General features: G+C 71.8%; 18 protein-coding genes. 10 read left to right on the top strand and 8 right to left on the bottom strand.

Annotation, left to right across the window (positions count from 1 at the left end; genetic code table 11):
* Positions 1 to 64 precede the first annotated feature (64 nt).
* From QCD68_RS06775 to QCD68_RS06765, 3 genes are read right to left on the bottom strand one after another with little or no spacing between them, the layout of a single operon-like run.
* Entirely contained in the window at positions 65 to 2,158 is a 2,094-nt protein-coding gene (locus tag QCD68_RS06775; RefSeq protein ID WP_301222479.1) for a serine/threonine-protein kinase, read from the bottom strand.
* Positions 2,159 to 2,204: 46 nt separating this feature from the next.
* Positions 2,205 to 3,026, bottom strand: a complete 822-nt coding sequence (gene mshD, locus QCD68_RS06770; RefSeq protein WP_301222478.1) for a mycothiol synthase — start codon at positions 3,024 to 3,026, stop codon at positions 2,205 to 2,207.
* A complete protein-coding gene (locus QCD68_RS06765) occupies positions 3,026 to 3,706 on the bottom strand; it encodes a response regulator transcription factor (protein ID WP_111073815.1) in 681 nt (226 codons plus the stop codon). Before QCD68_RS06765 ends, mshD begins: the two co-directional genes overlap by 1 nt.
* A gap of 98 nt (positions 3,707 to 3,804) precedes the next feature.
* Here QCD68_RS06765 and QCD68_RS06760 point away from each other — a divergent pair, with 98 nt between their 5' ends.
* From QCD68_RS06760 to ygfZ, 3 genes are all read left to right on the top strand, one after another.
* Positions 3,805 to 4,110 (top strand): hypothetical protein, encoded by a 306-nt coding sequence (locus tag QCD68_RS06760; protein ID WP_146248056.1) that lies wholly within the window; start codon positions 3,805 to 3,807, stop codon positions 4,108 to 4,110.
* 153 nt (positions 4,111 to 4,263) lie between these two features.
* On the top strand, positions 4,264 to 4,866 hold the full coding sequence (locus QCD68_RS06755) for an FABP family protein (protein WP_253464929.1): 603 nt from the start codon (positions 4,264 to 4,266) through the stop codon (positions 4,864 to 4,866).
* Complete coding sequence (gene ygfZ, locus QCD68_RS06750) at positions 4,866 to 5,942, top strand: CAF17-like 4Fe-4S cluster assembly/insertion protein YgfZ (protein ID WP_301222477.1); 1,077 nt, start codon at positions 4,866 to 4,868, stop codon at positions 5,940 to 5,942. Before QCD68_RS06755 ends, ygfZ begins: the two co-directional genes overlap by 1 nt.
* Positions 5,943 to 6,050: 108 nt before the next feature.
* Here ygfZ and QCD68_RS06745 read toward each other — a convergent pair whose 3' ends face one another.
* Entirely contained in the window at positions 6,051 to 6,839 is a 789-nt protein-coding gene (locus QCD68_RS06745; protein ID WP_301222476.1) for a class I SAM-dependent methyltransferase, read from the bottom strand.
* A gap of 44 nt (positions 6,840 to 6,883) precedes the next feature.
* Between QCD68_RS06745 and QCD68_RS06740 the strand changes: the two genes are divergently transcribed.
* Positions 6,884 to 7,630, top strand: a complete 747-nt coding sequence (locus QCD68_RS06740) for a phosphoglyceromutase (RefSeq protein WP_301222475.1) — start codon at positions 6,884 to 6,886, stop codon at positions 7,628 to 7,630.
* 69 nt (positions 7,631 to 7,699) lie between these two features.
* Here the strand turns inward: QCD68_RS06740 and QCD68_RS06735 are convergent, their stop codons facing one another.
* The 3 genes from QCD68_RS06735 to phoU all read right to left on the bottom strand — a co-directional run bounded on the left by QCD68_RS06735 (position 7,700) and on the right by phoU (position 9,769).
* Positions 7,700 to 8,410 (bottom strand): hypothetical protein, encoded by a 711-nt coding sequence (locus tag QCD68_RS06735; protein WP_301222474.1) that lies wholly within the window; start codon positions 8,408 to 8,410, stop codon positions 7,700 to 7,702.
* Between the two features lie 84 nt (positions 8,411 to 8,494).
* Positions 8,495 to 9,037: an AAA family ATPase gene (locus tag QCD68_RS06730; RefSeq protein WP_301222473.1), complete on the bottom strand. Its 543-nt coding sequence runs from the start codon at positions 9,035 to 9,037 to the stop codon at positions 8,495 to 8,497.
* A 60-nt stretch (positions 9,038 to 9,097) separates the two neighbouring features.
* Positions 9,098 to 9,769 carry a phosphate signaling complex protein PhoU gene (phoU, locus tag QCD68_RS06725; protein WP_111073807.1) on the bottom strand — a complete coding sequence of 224 codons (672 nt, stop codon included), beginning with the start codon at positions 9,767 to 9,769 and terminating at the stop codon, positions 9,098 to 9,100.
* A 146-nt stretch (positions 9,770 to 9,915) separates the two neighbouring features.
* On the opposite strand from phoU, the gene QCD68_RS06720 reads away from it, so the two are divergent.
* Together QCD68_RS06720 and QCD68_RS06715 are read left to right on the top strand one after the other, a co-directional pair.
* Positions 9,916 to 11,082, top strand: a complete 1,167-nt coding sequence (locus QCD68_RS06720) for a sensor histidine kinase (RefSeq protein WP_111073806.1) — start codon at positions 9,916 to 9,918, stop codon at positions 11,080 to 11,082.
* Entirely contained in the window at positions 11,079 to 11,759 is a 681-nt protein-coding gene (locus tag QCD68_RS06715) for a response regulator transcription factor (RefSeq protein WP_110903429.1), read from the top strand. The genes QCD68_RS06720 and QCD68_RS06715 overlap by 4 nt, the downstream gene beginning before the upstream one ends.
* Positions 11,760 to 11,872: 113 nt before the next feature.
* On the opposite strand, the gene QCD68_RS06710 is transcribed toward QCD68_RS06715, so the two are convergent.
* Complete coding sequence (locus tag QCD68_RS06710) at positions 11,873 to 12,460, bottom strand: hypothetical protein (RefSeq protein WP_301222472.1); 588 nt, start codon at positions 12,458 to 12,460, stop codon at positions 11,873 to 11,875.
* A 154-nt stretch (positions 12,461 to 12,614) separates the two neighbouring features.
* Between QCD68_RS06710 and QCD68_RS06705 the strand changes: the two genes are divergently transcribed.
* The 4 genes from QCD68_RS06705 to rlmB all read left to right on the top strand — a co-directional run bounded on the left by QCD68_RS06705 (position 12,615) and on the right by rlmB (position 16,895).
* A complete protein-coding gene (locus QCD68_RS06705; RefSeq protein WP_017888066.1) occupies positions 12,615 to 13,097 on the top strand; it encodes a CarD family transcriptional regulator in 483 nt (160 codons plus the stop codon).
* 55 nt (positions 13,098 to 13,152) lie between these two features.
* Positions 13,153 to 14,364 carry a 2-C-methyl-D-erythritol 2,4-cyclodiphosphate synthase gene (ispF, locus tag QCD68_RS06700; RefSeq protein ID WP_301222499.1) on the top strand — a complete coding sequence of 404 codons (1,212 nt, stop codon included), beginning with the start codon at positions 13,153 to 13,155 and terminating at the stop codon, positions 14,362 to 14,364.
* A gap of 73 nt (positions 14,365 to 14,437) precedes the next feature.
* Positions 14,438 to 15,847: a cysteine--tRNA ligase gene (gene cysS, locus QCD68_RS06695; protein WP_301222471.1), complete on the top strand. Its 1,410-nt coding sequence runs from the start codon at positions 14,438 to 14,440 to the stop codon at positions 15,845 to 15,847.
* 28 nt (positions 15,848 to 15,875) lie between these two features.
* A complete protein-coding gene (rlmB, locus tag QCD68_RS06690) occupies positions 15,876 to 16,895 on the top strand; it encodes a 23S rRNA (guanosine(2251)-2'-O)-methyltransferase RlmB (protein WP_301222470.1) in 1,020 nt (339 codons plus the stop codon).
* Positions 16,896 to 17,296 lie beyond the last annotated feature (401 nt).

The raw sequence follows: 17,296 nt of genomic DNA, 5'->3' as shown, positions 1-17,296 counted from the left end.
CGCGCCTCCCGTCCGCCGACCAGCCGGTCCCGGCAACCCTGCCGGACCGCACCCGGCACCGACCTCAGTCGCGCGTGGTGATACCGAACGGGTCGCTCTCGAGGTTCGTGAAGTTGCCCACCGTGGCCCGCACCGTGCAGGTCGGCGCCACCGACAGCGCGGTCACGACCAGCCCGTCGGACGACACCGCCAGCGCTCCGGAGCAGCCGTCGGCGAAGCGGACGCCGGACTCTCCGCCGGCGACGTCGACGAGCATCTCGGACGGCCGACCGGTGCTCGGGCTGCGGTAGAGCGGGTTGAGCTCGTCGGCACCGCTCGGCCAGACCGGCACGAGGGTGACGGGCAGCGTGGTCTGGCTGACGCTGCGGTCCGGGGTGCGGACGTCGATGCCCTGCAGCCGCTGCACCGGGTACGCGGTCCCGCTGACGGATTGGTCGGTCACGGCGGCGTTGGTGGCGGTGCCGACCGAGTCGAGCCACTCCTGCAGTGGAGAACCACCCGCACCGGAGCCCGACCCAGCAGAGGACCCAGACCCCGACTCGATCGCGTCCGCCGGCACCGTGGCCTGCACCGTGACGGAGCCGCCGGCTTCGATGTCGACGCCGGACACGCTCCACGCACAGGCGGTGTCGACGCCCGTCAGCGACGGCTGGTTCCGCTTCGCGCTGATGCCCTCGCCGCTCCAGGTCACGGCGGGGCAGTCGGCGCCCTTCGCCGCGGCGGGCAGGACCTCGAGCAGGGGCCCGGTCAGGGGAGCGGTCTGCGCGGCGTAGGTGATCGAGAGCTCGACGGTGCCGGCGGAGGCGTCGACCACGGCCTTGCGTGTGGTCGTCAACCCCGTCGGCAGCGGTCGGTCCTGCTGGTAGGCACTGGCACTCTGCGCGCCGGTCGCGCTGCCCCCGGGGCGTTTCTTCCCGGCGCCGGGCAGCCAGACGACGGCCGCGATGACGAGCACGACGACCAGGACGAGCCCGACGACGCCGAGCAGCAGCATCCGGTTCGTCAACCAGTCGGGTCGGGTGAAGCGGCGGCGGGTGGTCTCGACCTCGGCCGGTGCTGCCGGCAGGACGGGACGTGCCAGCGGTCGGATGACGGTCTGCGACCCGGCGGTGCCGAGCTCGGGACCGGGTTCGACGGGTCCGTCCTCGGCCGCCACCACGGCGGACGAGTCAGCGTCACTCGAGTCGGTCGAGGCGAGGGCGCTCCCGACACCGACTCCGCCGCGCACGACCGTCGCGGGCCGCTCGACCTCGTCGAACGCGTCCGGGTCGTCGACGCGCTCGAGGGCCGGGGTGTCCCGCAGCGACCGGGCCAGACGACGGAGGGTCGCGGCGGCGTCGACCGCGGACGGCCGGGCAGCGGGGTCCTTCGCCAGCAGCGACGACAGCGCGGCCCAGAGGGCGTCGGGCACGTCGATCCGCGGCGGGGTGGAGGTCACGTGCCGGTAGGCGACGGCGAAGTCGGTGCCCGGGCCGGCGAACGGCGTCCGCCCGGACAGCAGCTCGTAGAGCATCACCCCGGCGCCGTACACGTCGGCGGCCGGACCGGAGCGCCCCTGGCTGATCGACTCCGGCGCCATGTACTGCGGGGTCCCGAGCAGGCCGGTGGTCTTGCGGTCCCGTTCGGCCACGACCGAGGCGATCCCGAAGTCGGACACCCGGACGTCGCCCGTGCTGCCGGCGGTCCACTCGTGGTCGAGCAGGACGTTGTCGGGCTTGACGTCCCGGTGGCTGACGTCCCGTTCGTGCGCGACGGCGAGGGCGTCGAGGGTCTCGGCGGTGATGGTCAGGGCGTCGCTCGGCGGCAGGGTGCCGACGGCGATCAGCAGGTCGCGGGCGGATCCACCGCCGACCAGGTCCATGACGATGGCGAGGCGGTCGCCCTCGACGACGAGGTCCCGGACGCGGACGATCGAGGGGTGGTCGAGCGCCAGGAGCACCGAGCGTTCGCGGACGAACCGTTCGACGACGTCGGGTTCCGCGGCGAGTTCGGCACGCAGCAGTTTGGCCGCGAACTGCTCACCGGTCGCGGTGTGCTCGGTCCGCCAGACCTCGCCGGACGCTCCGGTCCCCAGGAGCTGCACCAGCCGGTAGGACGCGCCGAGCGGCTCCCCCTCGCCGTACTGGGAGCGCTGCGCGTGCTGCCCGTACTCCGCCACAGATCCCCCGAACCCACGAACGCCGGTGCGTCACCGACGCTCCATGTTACCGGCCGGTCGTCCGCGCCGCGTACTGGACGTCGACCGTGTGGTCGACGAACCCCTGCCGGCGGTAGAGCGCCAGTGCGGGCGCGTTGTCGCCCTCGACGTAGAGCGACACAGCGTGCAGGCCGCGGTCGACCAGCCGGGCCGCTCCGGCGCGCATCAGGACCCCACCGAGACCCCGGCCCTGCAGGTCCGGTCGGACGGCCACCGCGTAGTACTCGCCGACGCCGTCCTCGACCTTGAGCCAGCACGAGCCGGCCAGTGCGCCGTCGGCGTCGCGCAGCAGGACCAGGTCGTCGCCGGAGAACCAGGCGTCGGACTCGCGGGCGCGCAGGTCGTCGAGCGTCATCCGCCCCTGCTCGGGGTGCGACGCGAAGGCCGCGGCGTTCAGGGCGAGCCAGTCGGTCTCGTCCTCGGTCGAGCCGGCCCGGAACGCGTCGAGTCGGTAGCCGTCCGGGAGGCCCGGATCACCTGCCGACGTCGGCACCGGTGCGCGCAACTGCAGCAGCGTCCGCTCCGCGGACCAGCCCACGCGGGCTGCGAGGGCGCGGGCGGCGGGGCGGTCGCCGTGCGCCCAGGCCCGCGACGGCGGGTCCGCGAGGGCGAGCACCTGCTCGACGAGACGGGTCCCGATGCCCCGGCCACGGGCCTCCCGGCGGACGAACACCTCGACCTCGCCGTCGCGGACGACCGCGACGCCGGTGTCGTCACCGAGGACGTCGGCGCGGCCGGCGCGCAGGTCGACGAGGGTCTGGTCGGAGAACGGGGGAGCCTCGCCGTCGGCGACCGCCGCGTCGGCGAGCTGTTCGACGATCGCGAGCACTACTGGCCCTGCCCGCGGTCGTCGTCGTCGTGCACGTTGAAGCGGTAGCCGACGTTGCGGACGGTGCCGATGAGGGACTCGAGGTCGCCGAGCTTCGCGCGCAGCCGTCGGACGTGGACGTCGACCGTGCGGGTGCCGCCGAAGTAGTCGTAGCCCCAGACCTCGCTCAGCAGCTGCTCGCGCGTGAAGACCCGGGCCGGGTGGGTGGCGAAGAAGCGGAGGAGTTCGAACTCCTTGAAGGTGAGGTCGAGCGGCCGGCCGCGGACCTTCGCGGAGTAGCTCGCCTCGTCGATGACGACGCCGGAGGCCTGGATCTTCGAGCCGGTCTGGTTCTTCGAGGCGCGGCCGGCGTTCAGGCGGATGCGGGTGTCGACCTCGGCGGGGCCGGCGGACTCGAGCACGACGTCGTCGATGTTCCACTCGGTCGTCACCGCGGTGAGGCCGCCCTCGGTGACGACGAGGACGACGGGTGTCGTCGAACCGCTCGTGGCGAGGATCTTGCAGAGGGCCTTCGCACTGACCAGGTCGGTGCGGGCGTCCACGAACATCAGGTCGCTCTGCGGTGCGTTGACCAGCTGGGCGGCCTCGGCGGGCACGTGCCGGATCCGGTGGCTCAGCAGGCCGAGGCTCGGCAGGACGTCGCCGGGCGCGGCCGAGGTGAGTACCAGGAGCTGTGCCACAGGACCTCCAGAGGGAGAAGACGTCGTTGCGCCATCCTAGTGAGCCCGGGGCGCCCACCCCGACGGACGGTGCAGCACGTGGCTGTCATGATGGGGACGTGAGCGAGACGACGCCCCCTGTGGGCCCCGACCCGGAAGTCGTGCCGAGCCAGCGCCGGCTGCGGCTGACGTCGGTCGTGCCGGTGTGGTTGCTCGCGGTCGTCGGGTCGGTGCTCGTGCTCACCCTGACGCAGAAGGACTCGTTCGCCTGGCTGCTGCTCGTCTTCGTCGCGGCGGTGTTCGTCAGCTTCGTGCTGCAGCTCGCCACGCAGACGAAGGACGGCCTGGTGGAGCGGATCAGCATCGCGTCGTCGGGGTCGTTCGTGGTCGTCCTCGTGACGGCGCTGATCCTGCTGGCGCGCTGAGCCTGCTGGCTTCTCGGTCCGGTCCGCGTAGACTTCCGGCATGGATTCGCTGCTTGCGCTCGAGCTCTTCTACGTGGGCCTGCTGGGCCTGGCGTCGCTCGCGATCGCCTTCATCTCGGTGACCGTCGTCGTCAAGCTCTTCAAGGGCCAGCGGTGATCGAACTCCCCGAGGGCCTCTCCGCCGAACTCGTCCCGCTGTCGTGGCTGGTCGGCGTCTGGGAAGGCACCGGAGTCGTCGAGTACCCCGTGGGCGAGGACGACGAGGTCCGGACGTACGAGTTCGGTCAGCGCATCAGCTTCAGCCACGACGGCCTGCCGTACCTCAACTACTCGTCGACGACGTGGCTGCTCGACGACGACCACACCCCGCTCGCTGCCGAGATGGGCTACTGGCGGCTCGACCGGCCGTCCGAACCGGGCGACCGCGGTCCGGCGCTGCTGCTCGGCGACGGCCCGGTGCCGTTCTCGACCACGCAGAGCGTCGAGACCCTGCGCAACCAGACGAACGGCTTCGACGTCGAAGCGGCGATCATCCACCCGACCGGCGTCAACGAGCTCTACGTGGGCCGCGTCAAGCAGGGCCGCATCGACCTGGCGACCGACGCCGTGATGCGCTCCGCCAACGCCAAGGAGTACTCGGCCGCCACTCGGATGTACGGTCTGGTCGAGGGCAAGCTCTTCTGGGCGTGGGACATCGCTGCCCTGGGACGTGAACTCACCTCGCACGCCTCGGGTCAGCTCGCGAAGGTCGATTGATGACGTCGCCGTTCGCCGTCCGTGACGGGTTCGTCGCGTCCGCCACCGGGCCGGCCGCCCACTTCGGCAACCCGATCGGCGAGCAGCGCCTGCTCGCCCGTGGTCGAGCCGTCGTCGAGCTCGGTCTCGGGGTCGTCACCGTGTCCGGCCCCGACCGCCTGTCCTGGCTCAACTCGATCACGTCGCAGCTGCTGCTCGGTCTGGCGCCGGGCGTGAGCACCGAGACCCTGGTGCTCGACGCCTCCGGTCGCGTCGAGCACGCCGCACGCGTCGTCGACGACGGCGAGACCGCCTGGCTCCTCACCGAGACGGCGGACGCCGAGCCGCTTGCCGCGTGGCTCTCGTCGATGCGGTTCATGCTCCGTGTCGAGGTCACCGACCGCTCGGCCGAGCTCGCGACCCTCGGCTGGTTCGACGGCGCCGACCCGCTGCACGGTGCCGAGCCACTGGCCATCTGGACCGACCCGTGGGCGTCCGTCACGCCCGGCGGGTGGGGCTACGCCGACCAGGAGGCCCACCCCGGCACCGACTGGACCCTCCGCATCGCCGTGGTCACCCCCGACACCGCTGCCCAGGTGGCCGCGTCGGACGTCCCCGCCGCGGGCCTCCTGGCACTCGAGGCCCTGCGGATCGCGGCCTGGCGTCCGTCCCTGTCCGACGTCGACGAGCGGACGATCCCGCACGAGCTCGACTGGCTCCGCTCGGCCGTGCACCTGTCGAAGGGCTGCTACCGGGGGCAGGAGACCGTCGCGAAGGTCCACAACCTCGGGCGCCCGCCGCGGCGCCTGGTGATGCTGCACCTCGACGGTTCCGACGGCGTCGTGCCGGAACCCGGCAGCCCGGTGCTGCTCGACGGCACCGAGGTCGGGCGGCTCGTCGCCTCGGCCACGCACCACGAGCTCGGACCGGTCGGCCTGGCGGTCGTCAAGCGGTCCCTCGACCCGACCGCCGTGTTGACCCTCGCAGCGGACGACGTCGTCGTGACCGCGGCGCAGCAGGTCATCGTCCCGCCGGGTGCCGGTGCGACGGCCGACGTCCCGCGTCTGCCGCGTCTCGGAGCGGTCCGCCGCCCGTAGACCCGCCGCGCGCTGCTGCCGCGCGCGTGGCTGCGGCGCCGAGTCTCGGCTCTGCGGACACTTTCGCGCGCTGCTGGCCGCGGATCTGTCCGCCTGGCCGAGTCTCGGTCAGGCGGGGGCGACCGCGGACCAGGGGACGCTGAGCTCGCCGAGGCGCCAGCGAGCGACCCCGTGCATGACCGGCCAGCCGCGGTCGCGCATGCCCCGGACCGCCGCGATCCAGCGCTGCCGCGGACCGTACGTACCGAGCGGTGCCGCGACCGCCCACGCCAGGTCGAGGTCGCGGAGGAACCCGTGCACCCGCTCGCCCGGGACGTTGCGGTGGATGAGCGCCTTCGGCAGCCGCTCGGCCACGATGCTCGGGACGTCGAGCCCTGCCAACCGCAGCGCGACCGTGAAGGTGTGCGGGGCCTCCCGGTCGAGCGTGACCCACGACGCGACCCGACCGACCTCGTTGCAGGTGCCCTCGACGAGCTGGCCGCCGGGCTGCAGCCGGTCCTGCATGATCCGCCACGATCCGACCACGGCGGACTCGTCGTACTGCCGGAGCACGTTGAAGGCCCGGATCACCGCCGGGCGTCGGCCGTCGGGTGTCGGGGTCTCGAAGCCGCCCAACCGGAACGTGACCCCGTCGCGGGTCCCCGCGTTCGCGATCGCCACGCGGGCGGGCTCGATCTCGATGCCGGTGACCTCGACGTCGGGCCGCATCCGGGCCAGGCGGTCGCGCATCTCGAGCGTCGTCGTCGGGCTCGCGCCGTAGCCGACGTCCGCGACGAGCGGGTCGTCGGTGCGTCGGAGGACCGGGAGCGTCGCGATCCACCGGTCGACGCGGCGGAGGCGGTTGTGCCCGGTCGTGCCGCGGGTGACGGTGCCGATCGGCGAGGAGTTCCCGGGCATGGGACCAGGGTACGGGTGGAGCACCGCTCGGTAGACTCGGGCGCATGACCTCCACGCTCGTCCTGCTCCGTCACGGCAACAGTGACTGGAACCAGAAGAACCTGTTCACCGGTTGGGTCGACGTCCGGCTCTCGGAGCTCGGCGAGAAGGAGGCGAAGCGGGCCGGCAGTCTCATCGCCGAGTCCGGCATCGTCCCCGACGTCCTCTACACGTCGCTGCTGACCCGGGCGATCCAGACCGCCGACATCGCCCTGCTCGAGGCGGACCTGGCCTGGCTGCCGGTCAAGCGCGACTGGCGCCTCAACGAGCGGCACTACGGCGACCTGCAGGGCAAGGACAAGGCGCAGACGCTCGAGCAGTACGGCGAGCAGCAGTTCATGGAGTGGCGCCGCTCGTTCGACGTGCCGCCGCCCCCCATCGCCGACGACGCCGAGTGGTCGCAGGCCGGTGACCGTCGGTACGCGGACCTCGGCGACCAGCTGCCCCGGACCGAGTCCCTGAAGCTCGTCATCGACCGACTGCTGCCCTACTGGGAGTCCGACATCACGAAGGACCTCGGCGCGGGCAAGACGGTCCTGGTCACGGCGCACGGCAACTCGCTGCGGGCGCTGGTGAAGCACCTCGACGGCATCTCGGACGACGACATCGCGGGGCTCAACATCCCGACGGGCATCCCCCTCGTGTACGAGCTCGACGACGACTTCCGTCCGACGAAGCCGGCGTACTACCTCGACCCGGAGGCTGCTGCCGCCGGTGCTGCTGCCGTCGCGGCCCAGGGCGCGAAGAAGTAGCACAGCGGGTACAGCGGTGGCGCGGAGTGTCTCGACACTCCGCGCCACCGCTGTCTCTGCCCCCTGGGATCAGGACGCGAGGAGCTGGAACTCCGCTCCGCCGTACGAGTCGCCGGTGGTGTTGAAGGCGACGAGGACGGCCTTCGAGATCGTGCCGTTGATGCCCTGCTTCACCTCGGAGCGGAAGACGAAGTCGTTGGTGACATCGACCTGCCAGGTGCCGTTCTCGGCCACGGTGCCGCGCCAGGTTCCCGCGTAGTTCTTCTTCACCGAGATGGACGCCCCCGGGATCCCGGTGCCGACGAGCCAGGACCTGCCGTCGGCGTGACGGATGCCCTCGACGACGGGACGGTCCGGCGCCGCGGGCGGCGGTGGGGTCGCCCCGGCGGGGACCGGGGCGTCGCCGAGGTTCCAGACCGCCGGGCTGGAGACGAGGCCGCCGAGGCCCTGTCGCACGCTGAAGGACGTCACGTCGCGACGGATCTCGGCGCTCCAACGACCGTCGGACTGGACCCGCGCCAACGCGTTCAGCGGATCGACGAGGGCGTTCGCACCCGGGATCCCGGTGCCCACGAGGTACCGCTTCCCGTCGCGGACTTCGATGCCGTCGATCCCCGGCGACGGCGTGCCCGCGACGGTCTCGGCGACGTTCGAACGGGTGCCGGGGTCAGCGGCGCTCGAGGCGGCTGCCGATGCCGGTGCTGCGGCGCCGAGTGCGAGCAGACCGGCGACGCAGCAACTAACGGCTGCGGTCGTGATGCGCGTGGTGGTTCTGGTCATGGGGCTCCTTCGATCGCGGTCGTGGTCCGACCAGGGGCACCCTGCCGTGTCGTCCGGAGAACATCCGGTATGTGATGTGTTCGGTCAGCTGAAGTGTGCGGCGATCTCCTGCACGAGTGACCCGACGTCGTACGGGCGATCAGTCGCGATCCGGACGACGGGCCCCACCCCGACCGGTCCGGCGGTCGCCTCGTGTTCGTCCCAGAACGCCAGGATGTCGACGAGGTCACCGTGCACGTCGTGGCGGACCGGCAGCGTGCCCGGTTCGTACCGTTCCCGCAGGCGGTCCTCGGCGGTCGCCCGGTCGACGTCGCACCACACCTCGACGACGCGGGGCGACCCGGCGGTGGTGAGTCCGGCCTCCAGGTGGTCCCGGTCACGTGACGGCAGCAGGACGGCGTCGACGACGACCCCGTTCTCGACTGCTCCGGCCATGGACCAGAGCGTGTCCATGGCGATGCCGCCGAGCGTGCGCGAGGGGATCATCGGGCCGGCGATGTCGGCGAGCGGTTCCTTCACCCGGTCCTTCGACAGGAAGGGGCAGCCGAGCACCTCGGCGAGGGCGGCGCCCACCGTGCTCTTGCCGGAACCGGGCATGCCGTTGACGATGATCGCGACCTGGGCCATGCTTCGATCCTCCCAGACGGCCGGCTCGGCACGGGACGCCGCCAGCCGGCCGACCGGACCTCAGGCCGGGGACGTCGTGACGTTGGCCGCGCCGGCCCAGTCGCCGGTCGCCAGGTACTCGACCTTCTTCGCGATCGAGACCGCGTGGTCAGCGAACCGCTCGTGGTACCGGCTGGCGAGGGTCGCGTCGACCGTGTCGACCGGCCCGCCCTTCCACGCCTCGCCGAGCACGAAGTCGAACACGCTGGCGTGCAGCTCGTCGACGGCGTCGTCCTCGTCGCGGATCTCGGCGGCCAGCGCGATGTCCTCGGTGGCGAGCAAGCGCGTGAGCTTCTGCGACATCGCGACGTCGTGCTTGCCCATCTCCTTGAAAGTGCCGCGCAGGCCCTTCGGGACGACCTTCTCGGGGAACCGCTGGCGGGCGAGCTGCGCGATGTGCTCGGCCATGTCGCCCATCCGCTCGAGCGACGAGCTGACGCGGAGGGCGGTGACGACCACGCGGAGGTCACGGGCGACGGGTGCCTGGCGGGCGAGGATGTCGATGGCGACCTCGTCCAGGGCGGATGCTGCCGCGTCGATCTTCGCGTCGTCGGCGATCACCTCTTCGGCGAGGGAGACGTCGGACTCGCTGAACGCCTCGGTGGCTCGGGTGATGGCGGACTCGACGAGCCCGGCGATCTCGGTCAGACGCTCTTGGACGTCCTGGAGCTCCTGCTGGAACACTTCGCGCATGGGGGAGGGCCTCTCTCTGCGTACCGGACGAGTGTCGTCAGCGCAGGTGAACGGTCGGTGACCTGCGGCTGAACGGTTCGCGATCCGGCCTGCTTCCGGCGGTGAACGGCATCCGAACCGCGTGTGACCACTCCTACACTGGCGGCATGGACAACGCGTGGCTCGTGCCACTGTCGATGCTCCTCGGCGGTGTGTTCGGCGCGGGCGTCGTGGTGCTGATCATCACCGCCGAGCGGACGGCACGTGCAGCCGACGTGGCGGAGCGGAGCCTGCCCGACGGGGTCGCGGCCGTGATCGCCACGATGCACAACCCCGCCGTGGTCGTGGACCCCTCGAACACCGTCGTCGCGGCGTCGCCCCAGGCGCTGGCGGTCGGCCTGGTCGTGCGCCGGAAGCTCGTGCACGACGAGCTCGCCGCGCTGGTGGACCGGGTCCGGCGGAGCGGGGAGATGGGCGCCGAGGACCTCGAGCTGCCCCGCGGTGGCCGTGGTGACGTGATGGGCTACCTGAGCTTCCGGGCCGCGCAGCTCGGCAACCGGTACGTGCTCGTGACGGCCGACGACCTGACCGAGAGCCGTCGCATCGACGAGGTCCGGCGTGACTTCGTCGCCAACATCTCGCACGAGCTGAAGACCCCGATCGGCGCGATCGGCCTGCTGTCCGAGACCCTCGTCATCGCTGCCGACGACCCCGCGCACGTCCGGAAGTTCGCCGCGCAGCTCGTGACCGAGTCCGAGCGACTGGGCGCCCTGACGAAGGACATCATCGAGCTGTCCCGGCTGCAGTCCGTCGACGCGCTCGAGGCCAGCGAGGAGACCGGCATCGACAAGGTCGTGCAGGCCGCGATCGACGGCAACGAGGTCGTCGCCCGCGCCCGGGGCATCGAACTCGTCCGCGCAAAGAAGTCGAAGCTGCGCGTGATGGGGGACCCGGGCCTGCTGCAGGTGGCGGTGTCGAACCTCATCGCGAACGCGGTCAAGTACTCCCCGGACAACACCCGCGTCGGCGTGGGCGTCCGCGGCACCAAGGGCTTCGTGGAGATCGCCGTCACCGACCAGGGTGTCGGCATCCCCGAGGCCGACCTCGACCGCGTGTTCGAACGGTTCTACCGCGTCGACCCCGCGCGCTCGCGAGCGACCGGCGGCACCGGACTGGGCCTGGCGATCGTCAAGCACATCATCAGCAACCACGGCGGTGACGTCCGCGTCTGGTCGCAGCCCGGCAAGGGCTCGACCTTCACGATCCGCATCCCCGAAGCCGACCCCGAACTGACCACAGCACTCGAAGAGCAAATGGAAGAGCAGCCATCGTGACCAAGATCCTCATCGTCGACGACGAGCCGGCCCTGAGCGAGCCCCTGGAGTTCCTGCTGCAGCGAGAGGGCTACGAGACCGCCGTCGCGGCCGACGGGGTCACCGCCCTGTCGAAGTTCGACTCCGAGAACCCGGACCTCGTCCTGCTCGACCTCATGCTGCCCGGGCTCTCCGGCACCGAGGTCTGCCGGCAGATCCGCACCCGCTCCAACGTGCCGATCATCATGCTCACCGCGAAGGACTCCGAGGTGGACATCGTCGTCGGGCTGGAACTCGGCGCCGACGACTACGTGACGAAGCCGTACTCGACGCGCGAGCTGCTGGCCCGCATCCGCGCGGTGCTCCGCCGTCGGACCGAGGACGATCCGGGCGACATGGGCATCCTACAGGTCGGCGGGATAAGGATGGACGTCGAGCGCCACACCGTGAGCGTCGACGGCTCCGAGACGCCGATGCCGCTCAAGGAGTTCGAGCTGCTCGAGCTGCTGCTCCGCAACGCCGGCCGTGTGCTCACCCGTGGGCAGCTCATCGACCGGGTCTGGGGGTCGGACTACTTCGGCGACACCAAGACGCTGGACGTGCACATCAAGCGGATCCGCTCGAAGATCGAGCGTGTCCCGAGCACGCCGGAGGTCCTCGTCACCGTCCGCGGCCTCGGCTACCGCATCGAGGCGTAGCCGGCGGCTCCGCCGCAACGGACAGACGGGAGGCCCGGGGCCGGTTCATCGGACCCGGCCCCGGGCCTCCCGTCCATCGCTGGTGCACCGCACGGTCGTGCCGTGCGCGGCCGTCAGTTCGTGCCGTTGTCGCCTTCGGAGGAGTCCGACTGCGAGCCGCTCTGGGTGCCCGGAGCCGTGGCGTCGCCGGTCGGCTGGGTGCCGCTGTTCGACGGCGCGGTCGGCGTCGAGGTCGGGGTGGGAGTCGGTGCGAGCGTCTCGTACTGCTCCTGCGCGCTGGTGAGGACCGGCACCGTGGCCGAGGCGCCCTCGGCACCGTCGTACGAGAAGTACATCTTCACGAGCGACCCCGGCTTCGCGCTGACGTCGTCGAAGTCGACGGTGTCGTGCTGGCCGTCGTCAGCCAGGACGGTGGTGTCGTTCGCCGGGACGACGACGGTCTGGTCGACGCCGTCCACCTCGAGCGTGACGGTGCGCTCGTCGTTGCCGGTGTTCACCAGCGTGCCGATGAACCGCGCGTCCTTCCCGCTGTCGGAGATGAGCAGGGCGTTCCGCACGTCGATCGTGCCGGTCGACACGTCCACCCCGTCGGTGATCTGACGGATCTCCTGGGTGCGGGACGGCGACAAGAATTCGCAGCCGGTCGCACCGAGGGCGATCGTCGCGGCGACGGCGACGGACACGAGTACCCGAGCTCGCAAGAGGTTCCTCCGGAAGTTCACGATGACGGACCATGCGGCCCTGGCCCTCATCCTACCCAGCCGCCGGTGGGGCCGGACGTCAGGGTGGGTGGCCGGCCCCCTTACCCGAACGCCCCTTGTGGTAAACTGGAGGTCTGGGAACGGAGCCTGATACATGCAATTCGAGGTCGGCGAGACCGTCGTCTACCCCCATCACGGGGCGGCAACCATCTCTGAAGTCAAGACTCGCGTCATCAAGGGCGAGGAAAAGGTCTACCTGAAGCTTCGGGTCACGCAGGGTGACCTGACGATCGAGGTCCCGGCGGACAACGTCGACCTGGTCGGCGTCCGCGACGTGATCGGCAAGGAAGGGCTCGACAAGGTGTTCGAGGTCCTCCGGGCCCCCTTCACCGAAGAGCCCACCAACTGGTCGCGCCGCTACAAGGCGAACCTCGAGAAGCTCGCTTCGGGTGACGTCATCAAGGTGTCCGAGGTCGTCCGCGACCTCTGGCGCCGCGATCAGGACCGCGGCCTCTCCGCGGGCGAGAAGCGGATGCTGGCCAAGGCGCGCCAGATCCTCATCTCCGAGCTGGCCCTGGCCGAGAAGACCGACGAGGACAAGGCATCGACCGTCCTCGACGAGGTCCTCGCGTCCTGACGCCCGCTTGCGCACCACGAACGACACGACGACCGCACCGGCGCAGAGCCCAGCTCTGGCAGCCCGTGCGGTCGTCGTCGTTGCGGCCGGCTCCGGTACCCGGCTCGGCCTCGGCACCGCGAAGGCGTTCGTCCCGGTCGCGGGAGAGCGCATGCTGGTCCGCGCGTTGCGGACGGTCCTGACCCTCGCCGAGCCGACCCTGGTGGTCGTCGTCGCCCCGGCCGACCGGATGGACGAGTGCCGTGCGCTCGTCGCCGACGTCGCCGGAGCCGCTTCCGGGTACGTGACGGTCGTGCCGGGAGGCGCGGATCGCCACGCGTCGGTCCAGGCTGGCCTGGCCGTGCTGCCGGACTCCGTCGAGACCGTGCTCGTGCACGATGCCGCGCGCTGTCTGACGCCGGCGTCGCAGTTCGAGCGGGTGTTCGCCGCGGTCGGGTCGGGCGACGCGGTCGAGTCGGGCGATGCGGTCGCGGGAGGTGTCGGGGTGGTGCCCGCGCTGCCGGTCACCGACACCGTCAAGCGGGTCGCGGGTGACGTCGTCGTCGAGACCGTCGACCGATCCGCACTCGTCGGGGTCCAGACCCCGCAGGGCTTCCCGCTGGCCGCACTCCGTCGGGCGTACGCCGTGGCGGAGCGGGCCGCGACCGACGACGCCGGTGTGTTCCAGGCAGCCGGCGGTGTCGTCCGCACCGTGCCGGGTGACGCCGACGCGTTCAAGGTCACCACGCGGTGGGACCTCGGTCGTGCCGAGGCCGTCGTCGCCGAACGAGCCGGAGCCCGCTCCGTCGACGCACGGGTCGACGTCCGCGTCGGGCTCGGCGTCGACGTGCACGCGTTCGACCCCGACGTGCCGTGCCGCGTCGGCATGCTCGACTTCCCCGGCGAGCCCGGCCTCTCCGGCCACAGCGACGGGGACGCGGTCGCCCACGCGGTCTGCGACGCCCTGCTCTCCGCCGGTGGCCTCGGCGACATCGGCGGCCGGTTCGGCACCTCGGACCCGCGGTTCGCCGGCGCGTCCGGGGACGTCTTCGTCCGTGGTGCCGTCGAACTGCTGCGGGACGCCGGACTCGAGCCCGTGCGGGTCACGGTCCAGGTGATCGGCAACCGCCCGCGCATCGGCGCCCGTCGTGACGAGATGCAGGACGCCCTGGCCGCGGCGGTGGGCGCTCCCGTGGCGGTGTCCGGCACGACGACCGACGGTCTCGGCTTCACCGGTCGTGGCGAGGGGCTCACCGCGATCGCGACGGCGCTCGTCCGCTCCCGCTGACGCCGTCGACCCGTTCTCCACAGGCTGCGGGCCGTCCCGTGTCACCGGTGGGGACGCCCTCTAGGCTTGTCGTGTGACCGTTCGCCTGTACGACTCCCGCGCCGCCGACGTCGTCGACCTCGTGCCCCTGGTCGACGGACAGGTCAGCATCTACGTCTGCGGTCCGACGGTGCAGTCCTCGCCGCACATCGGGCACCTCCGGTCCGCCCTGGTCTACGACATCTGGCGTCGCTGGCTCAGCCACCGCGGGTACCGCGTCACGCTCGTCCGCAACGTCACCGACATCGACGACAAGGTCCTCGACCTGGCCGCCGGCACCGACGAGCCCTGGTGGGCGCGCGCGTACCGCGTCGAGCTCGAGTTCACGGCCGCGTACACGGCGCTCGGCATCCTGCCCCCGACCTACGAGCCCCGGGCGACGGCGAGCATCCCGCAGATGCAGGACATCATCACGCGGCTGGTCGAGCGCGGTCACGCCTACCCGGCAGCGGACGGCAGTGGGGACGTCTACTTCGACACCGCGAGCTGGCCCGGGTACGGCGCCCTCACCCGGCAGCGGCGTGACGACATGGTCGACGCCACCGACGCCGATCCCCGCGGCAAGCGGGATGCCCGTGACTTCGCGCTCTGGAAGGGCAGCAAGCCGGGGGAGCCCTCGACCGCCAGCTGGGTCTCGCCGTGGGGCGCGGGCCGCCCCGGGTGGCACATCGAGTGCTCCGCGATGTCCCGGCGCTACCTCGGGCCCGCGTTCGACATCCACGGCGGCGGACTGGACCTGCGCTTCCCGCACCACGAGAACGAACTCGCACAGTCGACCGCTGCCGGGGACGCCTTCGCCTCGTACTGGCTGCACAACGGACTCGTCTCCGTCGGCGGCCAGAAGATGTCGAAGTCGCTCGGCAACTCGATCTTCGCCGCGGACTTCCTCGGCGCCGCACGTCCGGTCGTCGTCCGCTACTTCCTCGGCGCCGCCCATTACCGGTCGACGATCGACCACCACGACGGGTCCCTGGCCGAGGCCGAAGCCGCACTGGACCGCATCGAGGGGTTCCTCGCCCGGGCTGCCGAACGCTTCGACGGGGTCCGTCTGCCCGACGCTCCGGCGGTGCCGCAGGGCTTCGCCGACGCGATGGACGACGACCTGGCGGTACCCCAGGCGCTGGCGGTGCTGCACGAGACCGTCCGCTCCGGCAACGCCGCGCTCGACGCCGACGATGCGGAAGCGCTCGGCGTCGCGTACCATCAGGTGGCTGCCATGGTCGAGGTGCTCGGCATCGACCCGCGTGCACCGCACTGGTCGGGTGGAGCGCACGACACCTCCGGAGCACCGCTCGCCGCCCTCGTCGAACGCCTCGTACAGGAGCGCGCCGACGCCAGGGCCGCACGGGACTTCGCCACGGCCGACCGCGTCCGGGACGATCTCGCAGGCGCGGGCATCACGATCGAGGACACACCGTCCGGAACACGCTGGAGCATCGCCTGAACACGGCAGTGCCGAACAGGAGAACTGCATGAAGAACGTCTCGGGGAGCAAGAAGGGTCGTCCGGGCGCTGTCCGTACCGGCCGCAAGGGCAACAAGCAGGTCGGCTCCGGCGGCCAGGGTGCCCAGGCGCTCGAGGGTCGCAAGCCGACCCCGAAGGCCGAGGACCGCCCGTACCACCCGGCCGGCAAGCGCAAGGCCGCCAAGGAGCGCTTCGAAGCGGCCCGCACCCGTCGTGGTGGCAGCGGCGCCTCGGCGCCGCAGACCCGCACCGGTGGTCGCCCGCCCGCTCGGAAGACCGACGACAGCGAGCTGGTGACCGGGCGCAACTCCGTGCTCGAGGCGCTCCGCACCAAGACGCCGTCGACGACGCTCTACGTGGCTGCCCGCATCGAGGTCGACGACCGCGTCAAGGAGATCCTGACGCTCGCGAACCACCGCGGTGTGCCGATCATGGAGATCATGCGCCCGGAGCTCGACCGCATCACGGGGCACGACAGCGTGCACCAGGGCGTCGCGCTCAAGGTCCCGGCGTACGAGTACGCCGTGTCCGAGGACCTGGTCGAGCGGGCGTTCTCGCGCGATCAGGTGCCGCTGCTCGTGGCCCTCGACGGCATCACCGACCCGCGCAACCTCGGTGCGATCATCCGCTCCACGGCGGCGTTCGGCGGCCACGGCGTCATCGTGCCGCAGCGTCGTTCGGTCGGCGTGACCGCGTCGGCGTGGAAGACCTCCGCCGGTGCCGCCGCCCGCACGCCCGTCGCGATGGCCCCGAACCTGACGCAGACCCTCAAGTCGCTGAAGTCGATGGGCCTGTTCGTGCTCGGACTCGACGGGGACGGGGACGTCGAGCTCGACGCCCTGGCACTCGCCGACCGGCCGATCGTCATCGTCGTCGGGTCCGAGGGCAAGGGTCTGTCCCGCCTGGTCACCGAGACGTGCGACGCGATCGTGTCGATCCCGATCTCGAGCGCGACGGAGTCCCTCAACGCCGGCATCGCAGCGAGCGTCACGCTGTGGGAGGTCGCGCGCCGCCGTCGTTCCTCGTAGCGGGTACCAGACGACATTCGGGAGGCCCGGTGCCGGTCCACGAGACCGGCGCCGGGCCTCCCGTCCGTCTGCCGGGCCTCCTCCCGTCGGTCTGCCGGCCCGCCCGTCCGTCTGCCGGCCTGCCCGCCCGCCTGCGCCGCACCCGTCGCCCCCTGCCGAGCGGTCGCGAATCGTCGTTCTGATGCGCCCGGACCGACGGTCTTCGACCGCTCGGCGGAGGGGGAGCGGGGTGTCGTGACCGCTCGCGCCACTGAGTGGGACGGCCGGGAGGCCCGGGTCGCGGCCGCCCCGCGCGTCACGCCGCCGGGACTCGCCGTCGCCCCCCGCCGAGCGGTCGCGAATCGTTGTTCTGATGCGCCCGGACCGACGGTCTTCGACCGCTCGGCGGAGGGGGAGCGGGG

Origin of the sequence: Curtobacterium sp. PsM8, from assembly GCF_030433875.1 — a bacterium.
GTDB lineage: Bacteria > Actinomycetota > Actinomycetes > Actinomycetales > Microbacteriaceae > Curtobacterium.
Note: the sequence above shows the minus strand (reverse complement) of the source record. Positions and strands in the feature narration are given on the sequence as shown.

Coding starts and splice junctions, on each gene's coding strand:
- QCD68_RS06730 (WP_301222473.1), bottom strand. CDS start 9,037: ATGGCCCAGGTCGCGATCATCGTCAACGGCATGCCCGGTTCCGGCAAG.
- ygfZ (WP_301222477.1), top strand. CDS start 4,866: ATGACGTCGCCGTTCGCCGTCCGTGACGGGTTCGTCGCGTCCGCCACC.
- phoU (WP_111073807.1), bottom strand. CDS start 9,769: ATGCGCGAAGTGTTCCAGCAGGAGCTCCAGGACGTCCAAGAGCGTCTG.
- rlmB (WP_301222470.1), top strand. CDS start 15,876: ATGAAGAACGTCTCGGGGAGCAAGAAGGGTCGTCCGGGCGCTGTCCGT.
- QCD68_RS06705 (WP_017888066.1), top strand. CDS start 12,615: ATGCAATTCGAGGTCGGCGAGACCGTCGTCTACCCCCATCACGGGGCG.
- QCD68_RS06740 (WP_301222475.1), top strand. CDS start 6,884: ATGACCTCCACGCTCGTCCTGCTCCGTCACGGCAACAGTGACTGGAAC.
- QCD68_RS06735 (WP_301222474.1), bottom strand. CDS start 8,410: ATGACCAGAACCACCACGCGCATCACGACCGCAGCCGTTAGTTGCTGC.
- QCD68_RS06720 (WP_111073806.1), top strand. CDS start 9,916: ATGGACAACGCGTGGCTCGTGCCACTGTCGATGCTCCTCGGCGGTGTG.
- QCD68_RS06745 (WP_301222476.1), bottom strand. CDS start 6,839: ATGCCCGGGAACTCCTCGCCGATCGGCACCGTCACCCGCGGCACGACC.